Annotated in this window: 17 protein-coding genes; 7 read left to right on the forward strand and 10 right to left on the reverse strand. The window is 39.7% G+C overall.

Features of this window, described 5'->3' with window-relative positions; all coding sequences use genetic code 11:
- Positions 1-30 precede the first annotated feature (30 nt).
- Positions 31-366 carry a zinc ribbon domain-containing protein YjdM gene (locus GTK47_RS18240; RefSeq protein WP_088493703.1) on the forward strand — a complete coding sequence of 112 codons (336 nt, stop codon included), beginning with the start codon at positions 31-33 and terminating at the stop codon, positions 364-366.
- A 94-nt stretch (positions 367-460) separates the two neighbouring features.
- Here the strand turns inward: GTK47_RS18240 and thiL are convergent, their stop codons facing one another.
- From thiL to queA, 10 genes are all read right to left on the reverse strand, one after another.
- Positions 461-1,444 (reverse strand): thiamine-phosphate kinase, encoded by a 984-nt coding sequence (gene thiL, locus GTK47_RS18245; RefSeq protein WP_165125841.1) that lies wholly within the window; start codon positions 1,442-1,444, stop codon positions 461-463.
- A 103-nt stretch (positions 1,445-1,547) separates the two neighbouring features.
- A complete protein-coding gene (nusB, locus tag GTK47_RS18250; RefSeq protein WP_006535124.1) occupies positions 1,548-1,961 on the reverse strand; it encodes a transcription antitermination factor NusB in 414 nt (137 codons plus the stop codon).
- A gap of 28 nt (positions 1,962-1,989) precedes the next feature.
- Positions 1,990-2,460, reverse strand: a complete 471-nt coding sequence (gene ribE, locus GTK47_RS18255; protein ID WP_023580887.1) for a 6,7-dimethyl-8-ribityllumazine synthase — start codon at positions 2,458-2,460, stop codon at positions 1,990-1,992.
- 212 nt (positions 2,461-2,672) lie between these two features.
- Entirely contained in the window at positions 2,673-3,827 is a 1,155-nt protein-coding gene (ribD, locus tag GTK47_RS18260; protein WP_165125843.1) for a bifunctional diaminohydroxyphosphoribosylaminopyrimidine deaminase/5-amino-6-(5-phosphoribosylamino)uracil reductase RibD, read from the reverse strand.
- A gap of 70 nt (positions 3,828-3,897) precedes the next feature.
- Positions 3,898-4,347: a transcriptional regulator NrdR gene (nrdR, locus tag GTK47_RS18265; RefSeq protein WP_006535128.1), complete on the reverse strand. Its 450-nt coding sequence runs from the start codon at positions 4,345-4,347 to the stop codon at positions 3,898-3,900.
- Positions 4,348-4,463: 116 nt separating this feature from the next.
- Positions 4,464-5,432, reverse strand: coding sequence for a protein translocase subunit SecF (gene secF, locus GTK47_RS18270; protein ID WP_075672031.1), 969 nt, complete (start codon positions 5,430-5,432; stop codon positions 4,464-4,466).
- A gap of 10 nt (positions 5,433-5,442) precedes the next feature.
- Complete coding sequence (secD, locus tag GTK47_RS18275; RefSeq protein ID WP_165125846.1) at positions 5,443-7,290, reverse strand: protein translocase subunit SecD; 1,848 nt, start codon at positions 7,288-7,290, stop codon at positions 5,443-5,445.
- A 32-nt stretch (positions 7,291-7,322) separates the two neighbouring features.
- Positions 7,323-7,658, reverse strand: coding sequence for a preprotein translocase subunit YajC (gene yajC, locus GTK47_RS18280; protein WP_006535133.1), 336 nt, complete (start codon positions 7,656-7,658; stop codon positions 7,323-7,325).
- A gap of 85 nt (positions 7,659-7,743) precedes the next feature.
- Entirely contained in the window at positions 7,744-8,886 is a 1,143-nt protein-coding gene (tgt, locus tag GTK47_RS18285; RefSeq protein WP_165125849.1) for a tRNA guanosine(34) transglycosylase Tgt, read from the reverse strand.
- Between the two features lie 183 nt (positions 8,887-9,069).
- Positions 9,070-10,143: a tRNA preQ1(34) S-adenosylmethionine ribosyltransferase-isomerase QueA gene (queA, locus tag GTK47_RS18290; RefSeq protein ID WP_165125852.1), complete on the reverse strand. Its 1,074-nt coding sequence runs from the start codon at positions 10,141-10,143 to the stop codon at positions 9,070-9,072.
- Between the two features lie 107 nt (positions 10,144-10,250).
- On the opposite strand from queA, the gene GTK47_RS18295 reads away from it, so the two are divergent.
- From GTK47_RS18295 to GTK47_RS18320, 6 genes are all read left to right on the forward strand, one after another.
- Entirely contained in the window at positions 10,251-10,838 is a 588-nt protein-coding gene (locus tag GTK47_RS18295; protein ID WP_098944012.1) for an ACP phosphodiesterase, read from the forward strand.
- 749 nt (positions 10,839-11,587) lie between these two features.
- Positions 11,588-12,190: a peroxiredoxin C gene (locus GTK47_RS18300; protein WP_072069413.1), complete on the forward strand. Its 603-nt coding sequence runs from the start codon at positions 11,588-11,590 to the stop codon at positions 12,188-12,190.
- Positions 12,191-12,493: 303 nt separating this feature from the next.
- Positions 12,494-14,254: a gamma-glutamyltransferase gene (ggt, locus tag GTK47_RS18305; RefSeq protein ID WP_165125855.1), complete on the forward strand. Its 1,761-nt coding sequence runs from the start codon at positions 12,494-12,496 to the stop codon at positions 14,252-14,254.
- Positions 14,255-14,865: 611 nt separating this feature from the next.
- Positions 14,866-15,495 (forward strand): ferredoxin-like protein, encoded by a 630-nt coding sequence (locus GTK47_RS18310; protein WP_006535141.1) that lies wholly within the window; start codon positions 14,866-14,868, stop codon positions 15,493-15,495.
- A 52-nt stretch (positions 15,496-15,547) separates the two neighbouring features.
- Positions 15,548-17,650, forward strand: a complete 2,103-nt coding sequence (locus GTK47_RS18315; RefSeq protein ID WP_165125858.1) for an aldehyde ferredoxin oxidoreductase — start codon at positions 15,548-15,550, stop codon at positions 17,648-17,650.
- A 19-nt stretch (positions 17,651-17,669) separates the two neighbouring features.
- Positions 17,670-18,386 (forward strand): YdhW family putative oxidoreductase system protein, encoded by a 717-nt coding sequence (locus GTK47_RS18320; protein WP_109393229.1) that lies wholly within the window; start codon positions 17,670-17,672, stop codon positions 18,384-18,386.
- Positions 18,387-18,418 lie beyond the last annotated feature (32 nt).

Here is an 18,418-nt window from a genome sequence, read left to right on the forward strand (position 1 = left end):
CCCATTTTGATAAAATTTGAGAGTATTATTATGTCATTACCTTCTTGTCCTAAGTGCAATTCCGAATACACCTATGAAGATGGTGCAATGTATGTTTGCCCTGAATGCGCACACGAGTGGAACGATGCAGAACCAACTGTTGATAATGATGAGTTAGTGGTTAAAGACGCTAACGGTAATTTATTAGCTGATGGCGATTCAGTGACTGTCATTAAAGATCTCAAAGTCAAAGGTAGCTCAACCATGCTGAAAATTGGTACTAAAGTAAAAGGTATCCGTTTAGTGGAAGGCGACCATAATATTGATTGTAAAATTGATGGCTTTGGACCAATGAAATTGAAGTCTGAATTTGTGAAAAAGAACTAAGATAATAGATTATTAATAATCTATTTAAATATAGATTTAGATATTATAAAGATCATTAAAGGCGCTAATAAAGCGCCTTTAAATTAAAGTAAGGTTACTCGTTAGACTCACTAAAATGATCAAACCCTTTGAGATTAGGGTAAACATCTTTGCCATCACGTAAATAACGAATACCTTCAGCAATTGGCATAATTTGCCCTATACAATGAAAATCTGCCCCAGTATGCGCTAATGCAATCTCTAAAGCGCCACGGTTAATCTCAGGCACTGTAAAGCATAACTCATAATCCTCACCACCACTTAATGCCCAAACCTCCGCTTGCTCTTCGCTCACTTGTGCTTTCATCGCTGGCGAGTAAGGTAATGCATCTAAATTTAAACGCGCCCCACAACCACTTGCTGTGAGAATATGGTTTAAGTCTGAAATAAGTCCATCAGAAATATCAATCGCCGATGTCGCTAAATGGCGCAATGCTTGACCTTGCAGTAAACGAGGCTGAGGACGAAAATGCCTTGCGACAAAATAATCACTATGTTCTTTTTCTGTCGGCTGTAATCTATTTTGTAATACAGCAAGTCCCGCTGCGCTATCACCTAAGAAGCCCGTAACATAGATCCAATCACCAATTTTAGCGCCAGAACGAAGTAATGCGGTTCCCTGTGGAACAAGTCCTTGTATGGTGATTGTTAGACTTAAAGGGCCGCGAGTAGTATCACCGCCGATTAGCTGAATTGCATAGTAATCAGCTAACGCAAAGAAAGAACGACTAAATGCCTCAAGCCATTCACTGTTTGTATCCGGTAGTGTTAAAGCTAATGAAGCCCAAGAGGGATCTGCGCCAACGGCAGCTAAATCACTAATATTTACAGCAAGTGCTTTATAGGCTAAATCTTCAGGAGAGATAGAAGGAAGAAAGTGAATACCACTCACTAAAGTATCGGTACTAATAGCGACTTGTTGCTTTTCAGGTACCGTCAATATTGCGCAGTCATCCCCAATTCCTGTACTCACATCTTTTCGTTTTACAGGTTGTGAAGTGAAATATTGCTTAATAAGGGAGAATTCACCACAAGGCATTATCTATTTCCTATTGAGCTATGCATACTAGACTAGCTTTATTAAACAAAAGGCCGGAAATACCGGCCTTGAATTATTTACCATAGAGGAAACGTGAAAAACGTTATTTTTTACGTACAGTTGGTGCAGCTTTATCAAGCACGCCATTAACAAATTTATGGCTATCGTCAGCACCAAATACCTTAGCCAGTTCAATCGCTTCGTTAATCGCAACTTTGTAAGGAACATCTTCACGAAAGCTAAGTTCAAACATTGCTAAACGTAAAATAGCTTTTTCAACTTGACCTAATTCTTCAAGCTGGCGGGATAAATAAGGTTCCATTGCCTTATCTAAACGTGTTGCATTAATGGCAACACCCACTAAAAGCTCACGAAAATAAGCAATATCTACACCTTGGGTATCCTGCTCGGATAAAAACTCCAATTCCACATCCGCGATGTCATTTCCGGATAATTGCCATGAGTAGATAGCTTGAACAGCACACTCACGAGCACGACGACGAGCAGCAGGTTTCACAAAATTCCCCTTAAGTTAAAACAGATGATTAGCCTTTTATGGCTTTAAGTACATTGATCATTTCAAGTGCTGTCATTGCCGCTTCAGCACCTTTGTTGCCCGCTTTAGTTCCAGCGCGTTCAATGGCCTGTTCAATGCTTTCAGTTGTTAATACACCAAAAGTCACAGGGATCTCGCTTTGCATTGCAACTTGAGATAGACCAGAACTACATTCGCCAGCAACGTATTCAAAATGTGCGGTTCCACCACGGATAACAGTACCTAATGCGATAACTGCATCGTATTTGTCGCTTTCAGCTAAAGCTTTAACTGTTAACGGTAGCTCGTAAGCACCTGGAACCCAAACGACGGTAATATTTTCAGAGGAAACTTGTCCAATACGTTCTAATGCATCAACCGCACCTTCTAATAAGCTGTCATTGATGAAATTATTAAAACGGGCAATTGCAATTGCTACGCGTGCGTTTGGCGCCGCGACAACACCTTTGATTACGTTCATAGGTTACCTTTTTCTCCTATCCGCGGGGCGCGGATTTTATCATATTCTTTCCCTTACTGCGCTCTGTTTTATTATTACACAGTAAAGGAGCCAAAAACCCTTGATAAATCAAGGTATTTAGTTGGCTGATAACGATGTCGTAACGACAGGAAATAACACACACGGCGCTATTTTACTACAAATAGCGCCGTAGACACACTTATTTGCGTCTATTAATAACGAGGTTTTAAACAAATTCTGATATCAGAGCCAATTTGTTGGAGAGAATCTACTGTAAATTCAGGTGCTTCGGATAATGATGATAGTGGAGAAAGTGCAAATAATCCTCGAGCATCATTCCCTAAAATTTTAGGCGCAATATAAATAATAAGCTCATCAACAAGCCCTGCCTCTAATAATGCACCAGCAAAATGAGCGCCACTTTCAACCCATACGGTATTGATATTGCGTTTACCCAATTGCATCATTAATAAAACTAAATCCACACCACTGTTTTTGCCATTCGTTGGCAATAGGATTTCTGATACATTCCCTTGCCAGTCACTTGGTTGTGATTTTGTACGCGCTAACCAGCATTCGCCTTCAATTTGAGTAATTTTATGATTTTCACTCACTCTATTTTGGCTATCAGTAACAATACGAATAGGTTGACGTAACGTTTCTTCAGGGTAGATAGCTTTGATTTCATCTGAAAGCTCATCCCAACGAACATTCATCGAAGGGTTATCAGCAATTACTGTTTCACTAGTCGTTAAAATGGCGCTAGCTTGAGCTCGGAAATTTTGCACATCTCGACGAGATGCTTTAGAGGTTATCCATTGGCTTTCACCTGATGCTAATGCCGTTTTACCATCTAAAGATGCACCTAATTTTAGCTGGATATAAGGGAAGCCTGTTCTCATTCGTTTAAAAAACCCAACGTTAAGTTTTTCAGCTTCTTGCATTAAAACGCCGTGTGAAACATCAATCCCCGCTGATAATAATTTGTGCAAACCACGGCCTGCAACTTGAGGATTAGGATCTTGCATCGCAGCAACAACTCGTTTTACACCTGCATTAATCAAGGCATCAGCACAAGGTGGTGTTTTACCAAAGTGACTACAAGGTTCAAGTGTGACATAAGCCGTCGCCCCTTTTGCTTTATCCCCAGCCATTTTTAATGCATTAACTTCAGCATGAGGGCCACCTGCGTGATGGTGATAACCTTCACCAATAATCTCACCCTCTTTTACAATCACACACCCCACATTAGGGTTAGGCGATGTTGTAAAGCGACCTAATGCTGCAAGCTCAATAGCTCGACGCATATAGTGTTCATCATGCAGGCTTTCATTTTCACTTGGATTGTTGCTGTTGTTATTTGTCATAATAATTACATATAATTTTATTATTTATCGTTATTTATCAAATCATTAAATAAATCACAGTATTAGCGCATTAATCCTGTAATTTTGCGATTTCTTCACCAAAATCACGGATATCTTCAAAACTACGATAAACTGAAGCAAAGCGAATATAAGCCACTTTATCGAGTTTCTTTAGTTGTTCCATAACAAAATTGCCAATTTCTTTTGAAGGTATTTCTCTTTCACCCGTCGCTCTTAGTTGTGATTTGATATGGCTTATCGCAGCTTCAACATCATCTGAACTAACTGGGCGTTTTTCTAATGCTTTAAGCATACCTCGACGAAGTTTCTCTTCATCAAAAGGCTCACGTATTTCATCACTTTTCACAACACGAGGCATCACTAACTCTGCTACTTCAAAGGTAGTAAAACGTTCATGACAAACAAGACATTGGCGACGACGGCGCACTTGTGAACCATCACCAACAAGTCTGGAATCAATTACCTTGGTATCTACGGCTCCACAAAATGGGCAATGCATAGTTATTCCTACTTTTGACAATACTCATAAACAGTGTACCTGTTCAGTGAACAAAAAACACCCTGTCAGTATACACTGGCAGGGTGTTTGCGATGTTTTATCAGAAAAACGCTCTATTATGGTAAGAGTGTTGTCTGATCGGCACCCTCTTTTTCCACTTTTTGTACAATCAAGTGTTCACGTTTCATTCCCATTTTCAGTGCTAATGCAGAAGCCACATAAATAGAAGAAATAGTACCGATTGAAACACCGATTAACATAACTAAAGAGAAGCCTTGAAGCATTGAACCACCGAAGATATACAGCATTAATACAACGAGTAATGTTGTTGCTGATGTCATGATGGTACGGCTTAATGTCTGTGTCAGAGAAACGTTCATAATTTCATATGAAGTACCTCGACGAATTTTACGGAAGTTCTCACGAATACGGTCTGATACGACAATACTATCGTTTAGTGAGTAACCGATAACAGACATCAATGATGCCACAATGGTTAAGTCAACCTCTATGTGGAATAGTGAAAGCACACCCAGCGTAATAATCACGTCATGCGCAAGTGCGATAACAGCACCTAACGCTAAACGCCATTCAAAACGGAATCCGACATAGATAAGAATACAAATAAGTGCAGATAATAACGCCATTGCACCTGTTTGAGCCAATTCACTACCCACACTTGGCCCAACAAATTCAATACGTTTTACCACAGCATCGTTATCAACTTCAGCATTAATAACATCGATAACTTTCTTACCTAATTCTTGACCTGCCTGCCCTTCAACAGGAGGCATACGCACCATAATATCGCGACTGCTACCAAAGTTTTGTAACAGAGGATCTTTAAAGCCCGCTGCATCTAGGCTATCACGCATTTTATCAAGGTCGGCTGGTTGGCTGAGATTGATCTCAATTACTGTACCACCTGTAAAATCCAGTCCCCAGTTAAATCCTTTCACGGAAATGATAGCAATTGATGCTATCAAAAGCAGAAACGAAATACTAAAGGCGACGTTGTCCCAACGCATAAAGTCAATGACTCTACGACCATGGTTTAATTGTTCAACAGTATAATCCTGTGCCACAACGTGCTCCTTAAATAGACAGTTTCTTAACGCGTTTACCACCATACAACAGGTTTACAATCGCACGAGTACCGACGATAGCGGTAAACATGGATGTTGCAACCCCGATTGCAGTTGTGATAGCAAAGCCTTTGATTGAGCCGGTACCGACTGCATAAAGGATCACAGCTGTAATTAATGTGGTTAAGTTCGCATCAATAATACTGGAGAAGGCACCTTTATAACCTTCATGGATTGCTTGTTGTACTGATCGACCATTACGTAACTCTTCTTTGATACGTTCGTTTATCAATACGTTGGCATCGACGGCGACGGCAAGTGTTAATACGATACCCGCAATACCCGGCATGGTTAGTGTTGCGCCTGGTAATAGTGACATTACCCCAACGATTAACACTAAGTTTGCCATTAATGCAGTACTCGCAATCACACCAAATTTACGATAATAAATTATCATAAAGGCAACTGACGCAATCAGACCCCATAAACACGCTTCTAAACCTTGGGTAATATTTTGCAGACCCAAAGTTGGGCCAATCGTTCTTTCTTCAACGATTTGAATAGGTGCAATCAACGCACCAGCACGTAATAACAGAGATAATTGACGTGCTTCATTCGCATTTGAAATACCCGTAATACGGAAGCTATTTCCTAAACGACTCTGAATATTCGCAACGTTGATAACTTCTTCACTTTTAACCAATACAGCACGGTCATTCTCATCGCGTTTACCGCTGTCTTTATACTCTACGAACAGTGTTGCCATCGGTTTACCGACGTTGTCTTTCGTAAAGTTAGACATGATGGAACCACCAGCGCTATCAAGTGAAATATTCACTTGAGGTTGACCATATTCATCAGCCTGAGAGGTTGAGTCAGTAATGTGGTCACCTGTTAAAATAACGCGTTTATAAAGAATAGTTGGTCTACCTTCACGGGTATATTTCACTTCTGAATCGCCCGGAATACGACCTGTTTCTAAAGCAGTAGGATCAACGCTAGTATTGACTAAACGGAATTCTAATGTTGCTGTCGCACCTAAGATTTCTTTAGCGCGAGCGGTATCTTGGATACCCGGTAATTCAACAACAATTCGGTCAGCACCTTGGCGTTGAACTAATGGCTCTGCAACACCTAACTGGTTAACACGATTACGTAAGATGGTGATATTTTGCTGTACCGCATAAGTACGCGCATCACGTAAACGTTCGTCAGTAAAAATAGCTCTTAGTGAGTTATTTGCGCCATCTCTAAAAATGAGATCTTGATTACGACGAGTTAGGTAATCTGAAGCTTTAGAGCGATCATCCGAGTTACGGAAACGGATTTCAACACCATAGCTATCCGTTTTACGGATAGATGAATACGGAATGCCTTCGTCACGTAATAATGTACGCAGACTTTCAACATTTTGTTCCTGAAGTTTACCTAGCGCAGTTTCCATATCAACTTCCATCAGGAAGTGAACACCACCACGTAAGTCTAACCCCAGTTTCATCGGCTCACCGCCAATGGCTTCTAACCATTTTGGTGTTGCCGGTGCAAGGTTAAGTGCAACAATGAACTGGTCACCTAATGCAGGTAACAACACTTCACGGGCACGTAACTGAATGTCAGGGTTACCGAAACGAGCCAAAATCGCACCATTTTCAAGTGCAATAGATTTCGCTTCAATTTTTTCTTTATCTAATAAAGATCGAACTTGATCCAGTGTTTGCTCATTGGCGGCGGTTCCCCGCGCGCCAGTGATTTGAACAGCCGGATCCTCACCATATAGGTTAGGAAGTGCGTAAAGCAGACCGATGAGGATAGCGGCTATCAACATCAGGTACTTCCACAAAGGATAACGGTTTAGCACGGCAGTTCCCTTTTCCCTTTGGGGAAATGTTATTAAATAGCTTTCATTGTGCCTTTAGGTAATACAGCGGCAACAAAGTCACGTTTGATAGTTACTTCAGTTGTTTCATTCAGAGCAACAACGATATAGCCGTTATCTGAAACCTTAACAACACGACCAATTAAACCACCAGTCGTTAAAACTTCATCACCTTTACCGATAGAATCCATCAGTTTACGATGTTCTTTAGTACGTTTTTGCTGTGGACGTAGGATCATGAAATAGAAAATCAGAATAAAGATCACTAACATCGGTAAAATAGACATAAAGCTAGCTTCAGGTGCTGCTTGTCCAGCAGAAGCTACAGCATCAGAAATGAAAAAACTCATTCACTTTTCCTCATTGTTGTCGATATCGACGATATTCAAGTTATAAGCCCAATATCATACACAGAATTGGGCTTTCTCGTATACATTATTCACACTTAGTCGCACTGCCATTTAGCGGTGGGACGGGTTTTCCGATACGTTCGTAGAATTCGTGTACAAACTCTTCAAAACGTGAGTCTTCAATAGACTGACGAATTTCAGCCATCAAACGTTGATAATAACGTAAGTTGTGAATAGTGTTCAGCCTTGCACCTAAAATTTCGTTACAACGATCAAGATGATGTAAATAAGCACGGCTATAATTTTTACAGGTATAGCAGTCACAATGTTCATCAAGTGTTGATGTATCAGAGCGATGTTTCGCATTACGAATTTTAATGACACCATCGGTTACAAACAGATGACCATTTCGTGCATTTCGTGTTGGCATGACACAGTCAAACATATCAATACCACGACGAACACCTTCAACTAAATCTTCTGGTTTACCAACACCCATTAAATAACGCGGTTTATTCGCAGGAATTTGAGGGCAGACATGCTCTAAAATACGATGCATATCTTCTTTAGGCTCACCGACCGCAAGGCCGCCGACAGCGTAACCGTCAAAACCAATTTCGACTAGCCCTTTTACAGAGATATCACGTAAATCTTCGTAAACACCGCCTTGAATAATACCGAATAATGAATTTTTGTTATTGAGTTCATCAAAGCGCGCACGACTACGTTTAGCCCAACGTAATGACATTTCCATTGAGTTTTTTGCATAATCCCAATCTGAAGGATATGGCGTACACTCATCAAAAATCATCACAATGTCAGAACCCAAATCGTATTGGATTTCCATTGATTTTTCTGGGCTTAAGAAAATCTTTTCGCCATTAATAGGGTTACGGAAGTGGACACCCTCTTCTTTAATTTTACGCATTGCGCCTAAACTAAAGACTTGGAAACCACCTGAATCCGTTAAAATAGGACCTTGCCATTGCATAAAATCATGTAAATCACCATGTAATTTCATGATTTCTTGACCAGGACGTAACCATAAGTGGAAAGTGTTACCTAAAAGAATTTGTGCACCTGTTGCTTTTACTTCTTCAGGCGTCATTCCTTTTACTGTGCCGTAAGTACCCACTGGCATAAATGCAGGTGTTTCAACAACACCACGATCAAAAATAAGGCGACCGCGACGAGCATTACCGTCGGTTTTGTCTAATTCGTATTTCACTAATCCTCCAAGCATCAGAAAAACAGTCCAATGCACAATAAAAAACAGCACATTCTAATCATTTGTTAGACGGCTGTATATGTTACTTCAACAAAAACCCGTGCTTAGTCAAAGGGATTAAGTCATAAAGTTGAAATAACAATTCATAAAACGAAGAAAAACGTTAAAAAGAATAATAAATCTTTATTCTTGCCCTACTTTTTCATTAATAGCTAAAGGATTACGAGTAATAAACATCGCATCACCATAACTGAAAAAGCGATACTCTTGCTCAACGGCTTCTTTATATGCATTCATGGTATTTTTATACCCTGCAAAAGCGGAAACCAGCATGATTAAAGTTGATTCAGGCAAATGGAAATTCGTAATCAATGCATCAATAATTTGATATTGGTAACCCGGATAAATAAAGATTTGGGTATCATCGAAGAAAGGCGCAATTAACGCATCTTTTGTTGCTTTCGCAGCACTTTCTAAAGAACGAACAGAGGTTGTACCCACTGCAATTACTCGATTACCACGCGCTTTACATGCTAATACAGCATCAACCACGTCTTGTGGTACTTCTGCGTATTCAGAATGCATTGTGTGTTCTTCGATGTTATCAACACGCACTGGTTGGAAAGTACCCGCACCAACATGCAGTGTGACAAATGCCATCTCCACACCTTTTTCTTTTAAGGCTTGAAGTAATGGTTCATCAAAGTGTAATCCCGCAGTCGGAGCGGCAACAGCGCCTGGACGCTCATTATAGACCGTTTGATAAAGCTCTTTATCAGATTCTTCATCTGGGCGATCAATATAAGGAGGTAAAGGCATATGCCCAATGCTATTTAGGATAGTGAGAACATCTCTTTCATCATCAAAGCGAATTTCAAAAAGTGTGTCATGACGCGCAACCATAGTTGCTTGTACACTTTCATCTTCACCTAGCACAAGTGCAGCGCCTTCTTTTGGTGATTTAGATGCTCTAACATGGGCAAGCACACGATGTTCATCCAGCATACGCTCAACTAACACTTCGATTTTACCGCCTGACGCTTTACGGCCATAAACACGCGCAGGGATCACGCGAGTATTATTAAAAACCAGTAGATCACCAGCATTTATTTTATCTAACACATCGGTAAAAATACCGTGTGATAAAACACCAGTTTCACCTTCTAAAGAGAGCAAACGACAACCACTGCGTTGAGGCTGAGGATAGTGAGCAATCAAGGCTTCTGGCAATTCAAATGTAAAGTCTGATACACGCATAATTAAACGACTACTTTCATAAAAAACAGGCGGACTAGTCTAGTGCTGCCAGCTTATCAGTGCAACAAAGAAGCCCTTTTTTATTCAAAAAGCGCTATGATGATGAGATGAATTATCTTGCTCACTTACATCTAGCCTTTAGGGCAAAAAGCTCTCTATTAGGCAATATGATGGCAGATTATGTCAAAGGCGCACCTAGCTCTGATTACAGCCAAGCTGTTATTGAGGGCATTCGTATGCATAGACGTATTGATGTACTCACTGATACTCACCCATTAGTCAAACAAGCTCGCCTTTTATTTCCTGATGAATATCGCCGAGTTTCACCGATTACCTTAGATGTTTTTTGGGATCATTTTCTTTCTTTAAATTGGTCAAAATTTGAACCACATATACCGTTAACTGAATTTGTCACTAAGACTCGAAATATTATTGAACCAGATTTATGGCAAACACCTGAAAAATTCCAAGAGCTCAACGAATATCTATGGTCACAATCTTGGTTAATTCGTTATGCCGACAAGGCATATATTGCTCAAACATTGAAAGGAATGGCGAGAAGAAGACCACGATTAAGCGCACTTGCAGGCTCTTATATCGTACTCGAAACACATTACGATGAATTAAGTGAAATTTTTTGGCAGTTTTATCCACAATTGCTAGAAAGAGCACAGCAACACCAACTTGATGACTGATACATTAAACTGCCATTTTGAGTTTCATCTTTTTGTCATATTGTCGAATTACATTTGATATATCAAAGAGATGCTAAGTCAATTTATCATATTATTCGTAACGATTTGTTAACAAGCATAGTATTCATTTCCAAAGTTGATTAGAATGAATCGTTATACAAGGTGTCATAAATAATCCTACTTTATTGTATTAAGCTGATAGCTATAATCTATCAAATAGATTGTTCTGTTTGACTTTATCAATAGCGATTGATTATTTATGCTGTATGCAACATTTAAAAACAGGGTATACACCCTGAATTTACTCTAAATAGTTCGAGGTGTAGCTAGGCGACAAGTAAATGAGTCGCTAGGAGCATACAAAAGTATGTGACTAGTGCGAATGAACGCAGTCAACAACGCTACAACTTGGAAATATGACGAATATAAACAAGGTATACACCCTGAATTTACTCTAAATAGTTCGAGGTGTAGCTAGGCGACAAGTGAATGAGTCGCTAGGAGCATACAAAAGTATGTGACTAGTGCGAATGAACGCAGTCAACAACGCTACAACTTGAAATATGACGAATATAAACAAGGTATACACCCTGAATTTACTCTAAATAGTTCGAGGTGTAGCTAGGCGACAAGTGAATGAGTCGCTAGGAGCATACAAAAGTATGTGACTAGTGCGAATGAACGCAGTCAACAACGCTACAACTTGAAATATGACGAGTATAACCTCTTTCAATTTACAGGAGTACATTATGGTTCTGGTTACTCGCAAAGCCCCTGATTTCACAGCTGCTGCCGTTTTAGGTAATGGTGAGATTGTTAATGATTTCAACCTGCATTCATTTATCAAAGGCAAACCTGCCGTTATTTTCTTCTGGCCAATGGATTTCACTTTCGTTTGCCCTTCAGAGCTGATTGCATTCGATCACCGTTTTGAAGAATTCAAAAAACGTGGTGTTGAAATCATCGGCGTTTCTATGGACTCAGAATTCGTTCATAACGCATGGCGTAAAACTCCTATTGATGACGGTGGTATTGGTGAAGTTAAATACCCAATGGTTGCTGATATCAAACACGACATCATCAAAGCTTACGGCATCGAACATCCAGAAGCAGGCGTTGCGCTGCGTGGTTCATTCCTGATTGACAAAGAAGGTGTTGTTCGTCACCAAGTCGTTAACGATCTGCCATTAGGCCGTAATATCGACGAAATGATCCGTATGGTCGATGCACTGCAATTCCACGAAGAGCACGGCGAAGTTTGTCCTGCACAGTGGGAAAAAGGTCAAGAAGGTATGGGTGCATCTCCAGACGGCGTTGCTAAATACCTGAAAGCAAACTCTGGCAAACTGTAATAGTTCAGTAAGCTAACGCATTTTTAAAAGCCTGTGAAAACAGGCTTTTTTTGTTTATTCCGCACTTATCTTTTCATTTCATATCAACTCTATTTATTGCTGTTATTAGTTATACATAAGCTTATTGTTTATCTGCTTAAAGATAATTTTGTGATCATCACATCAAAAAAAATTCTCATCACTAATAACCTCTCTCTATACTTATTGTTACGCAATTGTTAATTTATATTAATAACAGCGTATACCACTCCTATTTTACTTGTCTTTATTCAAGGTAACTCACTGTTATTTATGGAGATAATAATGATTACTATAAAAAAAACTCACCTGCTATTACTCACTACCCTTTTTTCTCATTCACTTTATGCAGCCTATGAACCCGCTGTTGAAGCACAACATGGCATGGTTGTCTCCTCTCAACACCTCGCATCACAAGTCGGGAATGACATTTTACAAAAAGGAGGTAACGCGATTGATGCTGCGGTTGCCGTCGGTTATGCACAAGCTGTCGTAAATGCTTGCTGTGGTAATATTGGTGGCGGTGGTTTTATGACAATACACCTTGCGGATGGTACAAATACTTTTATCAATTTTAGGGAAACTGCTCCCTCTTCTGCTTCTAAAAACATGTATTTAGATAAAGATGGAAATTTGATTAAAGATGCCAGCCTATATGGTTATCTCGCTTCAGGAGTACCTGGCACAGTTAAAGGACTGAATTCAGCATTAGAGAAATATGGTACGCTTTCACGCCAAGATGTTATGGCGCCTGCAATTAAGCTTGCAAGAGAAGGATATATTTTAACCCGCGCTGATACTGATGTGTTAGAAACGACAACTGAGCGTTTTAAACAAGATCCTGAGTCTGCAAAAATTTTCTTAAAACCAGATGGAACACCGTGGCAACCCGGTGATCGCCTAATTCAAACTGATTTAGCTAATACATTGGAACTCATCGCAAACCAAGGTTCTGATGCATTTTACCAAGGAGAGATCCCTAAAAAAGTTGAAGAAGCTTCGAAACAACATAATGGCCTGTTAACTCAAGAAGATTTTGCTAATTTTACTATCACAGAAACCAAACCTATCACCTGTACTTACCGAGGCTATGAATTTATTTCTGCACCGCCTCCAAGTTCAGGCGGAGTTACTATCTGCCAAACGCTAAATATTCTGGAAGGTTATGATCTCAAATCGATGGGCTTTAATTCAGCTGAATATGTTCATACTTTAACAGAAGCAATGCGTCATGCTTATATGGACAGAAATACTTTTCTTGGTGATCCCCAATTTATTAAAAACCCCACAGAAAAGTTATTGAATAAAGCTTATGCCACAGAAATACGCCAACAAATTAAACCGAATGAAGCCACACCATCAGAAAATGTACAGCCCGGTATCGCTCCTCATGAAAGCCCTGAAACAACACACTATTCAGTTATTGATAAAAATGGTAACGCTGTTTCAACCACTTATACTATAAATGGTCGCTTCGGTGCCGTAGTCATCGCACCGGGAACTGGATTTTTCCTCAACAACGAGATGGATGATTTTACAACCAAAGTCGGCGAAAAAAACCTATATGGCTTAGTGCAAGGTGAGCGAAATAGTATTGCACCATTAAAACGCCCATTATCATCAATGAGCCCAACGATTGTGACCAAGGAAGGTAAACCTTTCCTTATTTTAGGATCACCGGGAGGTTCTCGCATTATCTCAATTACCTTACAAACGGCACTGAATATCATTGAATTTGGTATGCCACCTCAAGAAGCAGTTAATAGTCCTCGTATTCACCATCAATGGTTACCGGATGAGGTTTATTATGAGCAACGAGGATTATCAAAAGACACTTTAGAAAAACTCTCTGTCATGGGATATAAAATGGTAGAACAGACTCCATGGGGAGCGGCTGAACTTATTATGGTCGGACTCCCAGGAGAAGAAGGAGTGATCCCATCATCATCAGGTAATGATTCCGCTGTTTCTGGTGCAGTACGCGAAGGTTATCTTTATGGATCAAATGATGTTCGTCGCCCAGCTGGTAAAGCAGTGGGTTACTAACAATAAAGCTATCGAATAAAACAACAAAAGAAACCTTCTCTTGATTAGATAAGGTTTCTTTTTTTATAAAAATGATCTAGTCATGGTTTTACAATTTATTCATATTTTATTCTATTAATAATAATCAATATCTATTTTTGATTAGATATACATTTAATATTGAATATCAAATTATTATTAAAATAATTATATTAGATAGAATATAAGAGCAAATCACTTTTAATTTAATTTCAATGAAAGAATATATATAAATGGTATTTATTCTCCTTCTTAATTACAGATAAAAACAATAATCATTTAATTAAATAAAATTAATAACACTCTCTATTTTTATTTCTATGATAGTAATCACAGAATAAATTTTTTAATAACCACACTATCAGAAAGGATAATGAAAATACGTAAAAACTGGAGATAACACATTGTAAATACAAATATTTAACATTTCGTCACAGTGTGTTTTTATCATAAAAATAGTTAAATCTTATAATATATCCCTTAACGATAGCGTTATTATATTTTTTATATAACGGTAAGGCAAGCGGATAAATAAAGAATTTATCATCACAACTTAATTCTTATATAAATTAGTTAAGCGGAGATAAATATTAATGTCTGATACACATCACCGTCCAATATTAGATATTGGACTATCAAGACTAGAGTTTCTGCGAATATCCGGTAAAGGGCTTGCAGGGATCACAATAGCACCCGCATTGCTTTCTCTTTTAGGTTGTAAGCAAGAAGAAATAGATAGCGGAATAATTCAATTAACCACAACTCCTAAAGGCGTTTTAGTCACAAATAGAGCGCGTTGCACTGGATGCCACCGCTGCGAAACAGCATGTACAACATGGAATGATGGAAGCGTAGGTTCATTCTTCTCGCGCACCAAAATCCATCGTCATTTTTATTTTGGTGATAAAGGTATTGGCTCCGGTGGTGGACTTTATGGCGATTTAAACTTTACAACGGATACATGCCGCCAATGTAAAGATCCTGAATGTATGAAGGTTTGCCCAGTAAAAGCTATCCGTTATCAAGAAGAGTTCGGCTGTATTGTCGTTGATACACGTCGTTGTATTGGTTGTGCCGCCTGTACAACAGCTTGTCCGTGGATGATGGCAACCGTCAATCCACAAACTAAAAAATCCGGCAAATGTAATTTATGTGGTGAGTGTGCGTCAGCGTGCCCAACGGGTGCATTGCAAATCATTGAATGGAAAGAAATTACTGTTTAATAAATCCAGACAATCACATCACTGAACCACATTTAGATTAGGAAGCAATATTATGATTAACGGCTGGACTGGAAACATTCTAAGAATCAATTTAACTACCGGTGCCATCACTCGTGAAAGCTCAAGCAAATATAAATCCTTAATTGGAGGCATGGGCTTTGGTTACAAGATTATGTACGAAGAGGTTGCTCCCGGCGTTAAACCTTTTGATGAAGAAAATAAAGTTGTTTTCGCTGTAGGACCTCTAACTGGATCGGGCGCACCTTGTAGCTCACGCGTCAATATTACCTCTCTTTCCACTTTTACTCGTGGCAATCTCGTTGTTGATGCCCATATGGGGGGATTTTTTGCCGCTTGGATGAAATTTGCAGGCTATGACTCTCTGATTATTGAAGGTAAATCAGATAAGCCTGTTTGGATCCATATTGATGATGACCAAGTTTCTATTGAAGATGCCTCTTTCTTATGGGGTAAAGGTGTTCGTCAAACCACAGAAGAACTATGTGCTCAAACAAGCCCAGAAGCTTGTGTCGCGACCATTGGTCCTGCGGGTGAAAACCTTGTACCTTTATCCGGCATTATTAATAGCCGTAACCACAGTGGTGGTGCTGGTGTTGGTGCAGTCTTAGGTTCTAAAAAATTAAAAGCCATTGTCGTCGAAGGTAGCCGTGGGGTTAACGTTGCCGACCGTAAAGCGTTAAAAGAACTTAACGACTACATGATGACACAATTGATTGGCTCTAATAACAACCACGTTGTACCAAGTACGCCACAATCATGGGCTGAATATTCACACCCAGGATCTCGTTGGACTGCACGTAAAGGACTGTATTGGGGAGCGGCTGAAGGCGGCCCAATTGAAACAGGCGAAATTCCTCCTGGTGATATCAATACTGTTGGTTTTAGAACCATGAAATCAACCTTTGACTTAGGCCCAGAAGCTGAAGAATACACCGTGAAGATGGGAGGTTGTCACTCTTGCCCTATCCGTTGTATGGCCCAACTCAATGTTCCACAAGCGAAAAAATTTGGAGTACCACAAACAGGTGGTAACACTTGTGTTGCTAACTTCGTTCACACAACCATTTTCCCTAATGGCCCTAAAGATGTTGAGAAAAAAGGGGATGGCAACGTTGTTGGTAACTTAGTCGGTCTGAATATTTTTGATGATATGGGACTTTGGTGTAACTACGGTCAGCTTCATCGCGACTTCACTTATTGTTATACCCACGGTGTGTTTAAGCGTGTACTTTCTGAAGAAGAATACAACGATATTCCTTGGGATAAACTGGAAGAAGGCAATCCTGAATTTATTAAAGATTTTTACTATCGTTTGGCGCATCGTAAAGGTGAATTTAGCCACCTTGCAGATGGCTCTTACCTGATTGCACAACGCTGGAATTTAGGTGAAGAATATTGGGCTAATAAGAAAAATAAACTCTGGTCGCCAATGGGCTTCCCAATTCACCACGCAAATGAAGCTTCGGCTCAAGTGGGTTCTATCGTTAACTGTATGTTTAACCGCGATGCGATGACACATACACATATCAACTATATCGGTAGTGGTTTACCTCTCAAACTACAAAAAGAGATTGCAGGTGAGCTATTTGGTTCTGGTGATGCATTTGATGAAACCAAAAACTATACACCTATCAACAAAGCTAAAATTGCTTATACCAAATGGACACTTTTACGTAGTTGCTTACACGATGCGGTCACCTTATGTAACTGGGTATGGCCGATGACGGTTTCTCCTCATAAAAGCCGTAATTATCGTGGTGACTTAGAAATGGAAGCCAAGTTCTTTACCGCTATCACAGGTGAACCAACTACTTCTAAAGATCTGGATTTAGCCTCAGAGCGTATCTTCACTTTACACCGCGCTTATACCGTTAAGTTAATGAACACTATGGATATGCGTAATGAGCATGACCAAATCTGTTCATGGGTATTCGATAAAGATCCTGATATTCCAGTCTTTACTGAAGGTACAGACAAAATGGACAGAGTCGATATGCAGCTTTCTCTCACCATGTTCTATCAAGAAATGGGCTGGGATCCTCAGTTAGGCTGCCCAACAAAAGAAACTTTAGTTCGCCTTGGATTACAAGATGTTGCAGACGATTTAGCGTCTCGTGGTTTATTACCAAGTTAATAGGTAAAAGAAGGAGATCATGATGATAGAACAAAATGCATCAGCTTCTATACCACAAGATATCGCTGATGATGCAGATATTGCTTTAGAGCAACCTGATATCTCTCGTCGCCGTTGGTTACTGCCATTATCAGAAACAGGTGTTGGACGTAGTGCTAACACCTCAACAGATATCGCAGAAGAACCGGTTGCAGAAGTAGCAGAATTATCTGCCGAACAACATCTAGCGAATGCGATACGTCAATGTTCAAAAGAAGGTGAACTATTAGCAATTTCAACGCTGTATGATGCGCCCTATTCTCTGACTGAAGAGGACATTGCGCAGTTAGAAACCGCGTTAAAGAGCGACGAGTTTATTGATATCGCCCATTTAAGTCTCAATGGTGAGGATTATTATTACTCTGATGAATTTATGTCAGATAACTTCGCACAACTGCAATTATTAAACCGCCATGCGGATATTTGTACAGCAATTGCAGGTGTAGTTCGTTTTGAATGCGAAACCTATCCTCGACCATTGAAACAAAGCATGTTGATGTCTGAACCCTTTAAATACACGGCTTCAGAGATTGAAGATGCACTGACACTGATGAAAACTCACCCTGATTTTCAGGATATTCAGCAAGTTTTAGCATCCAACGATGCCCCTTATCTCTTTAGCAATACGTTAATGAGTTACGGCAAAGCACGAGGCTTAACTGAATGGATTGAGGTTGAACAACATGAAAACCCTTAATGTTCTGCCTTATCAACGAAATTCGATGTGGG

The organism is Proteus sp. ZN5, assembly GCF_011046025.1.
GTDB lineage: Bacteria > Pseudomonadota > Gammaproteobacteria > Enterobacterales > Enterobacteriaceae > Proteus.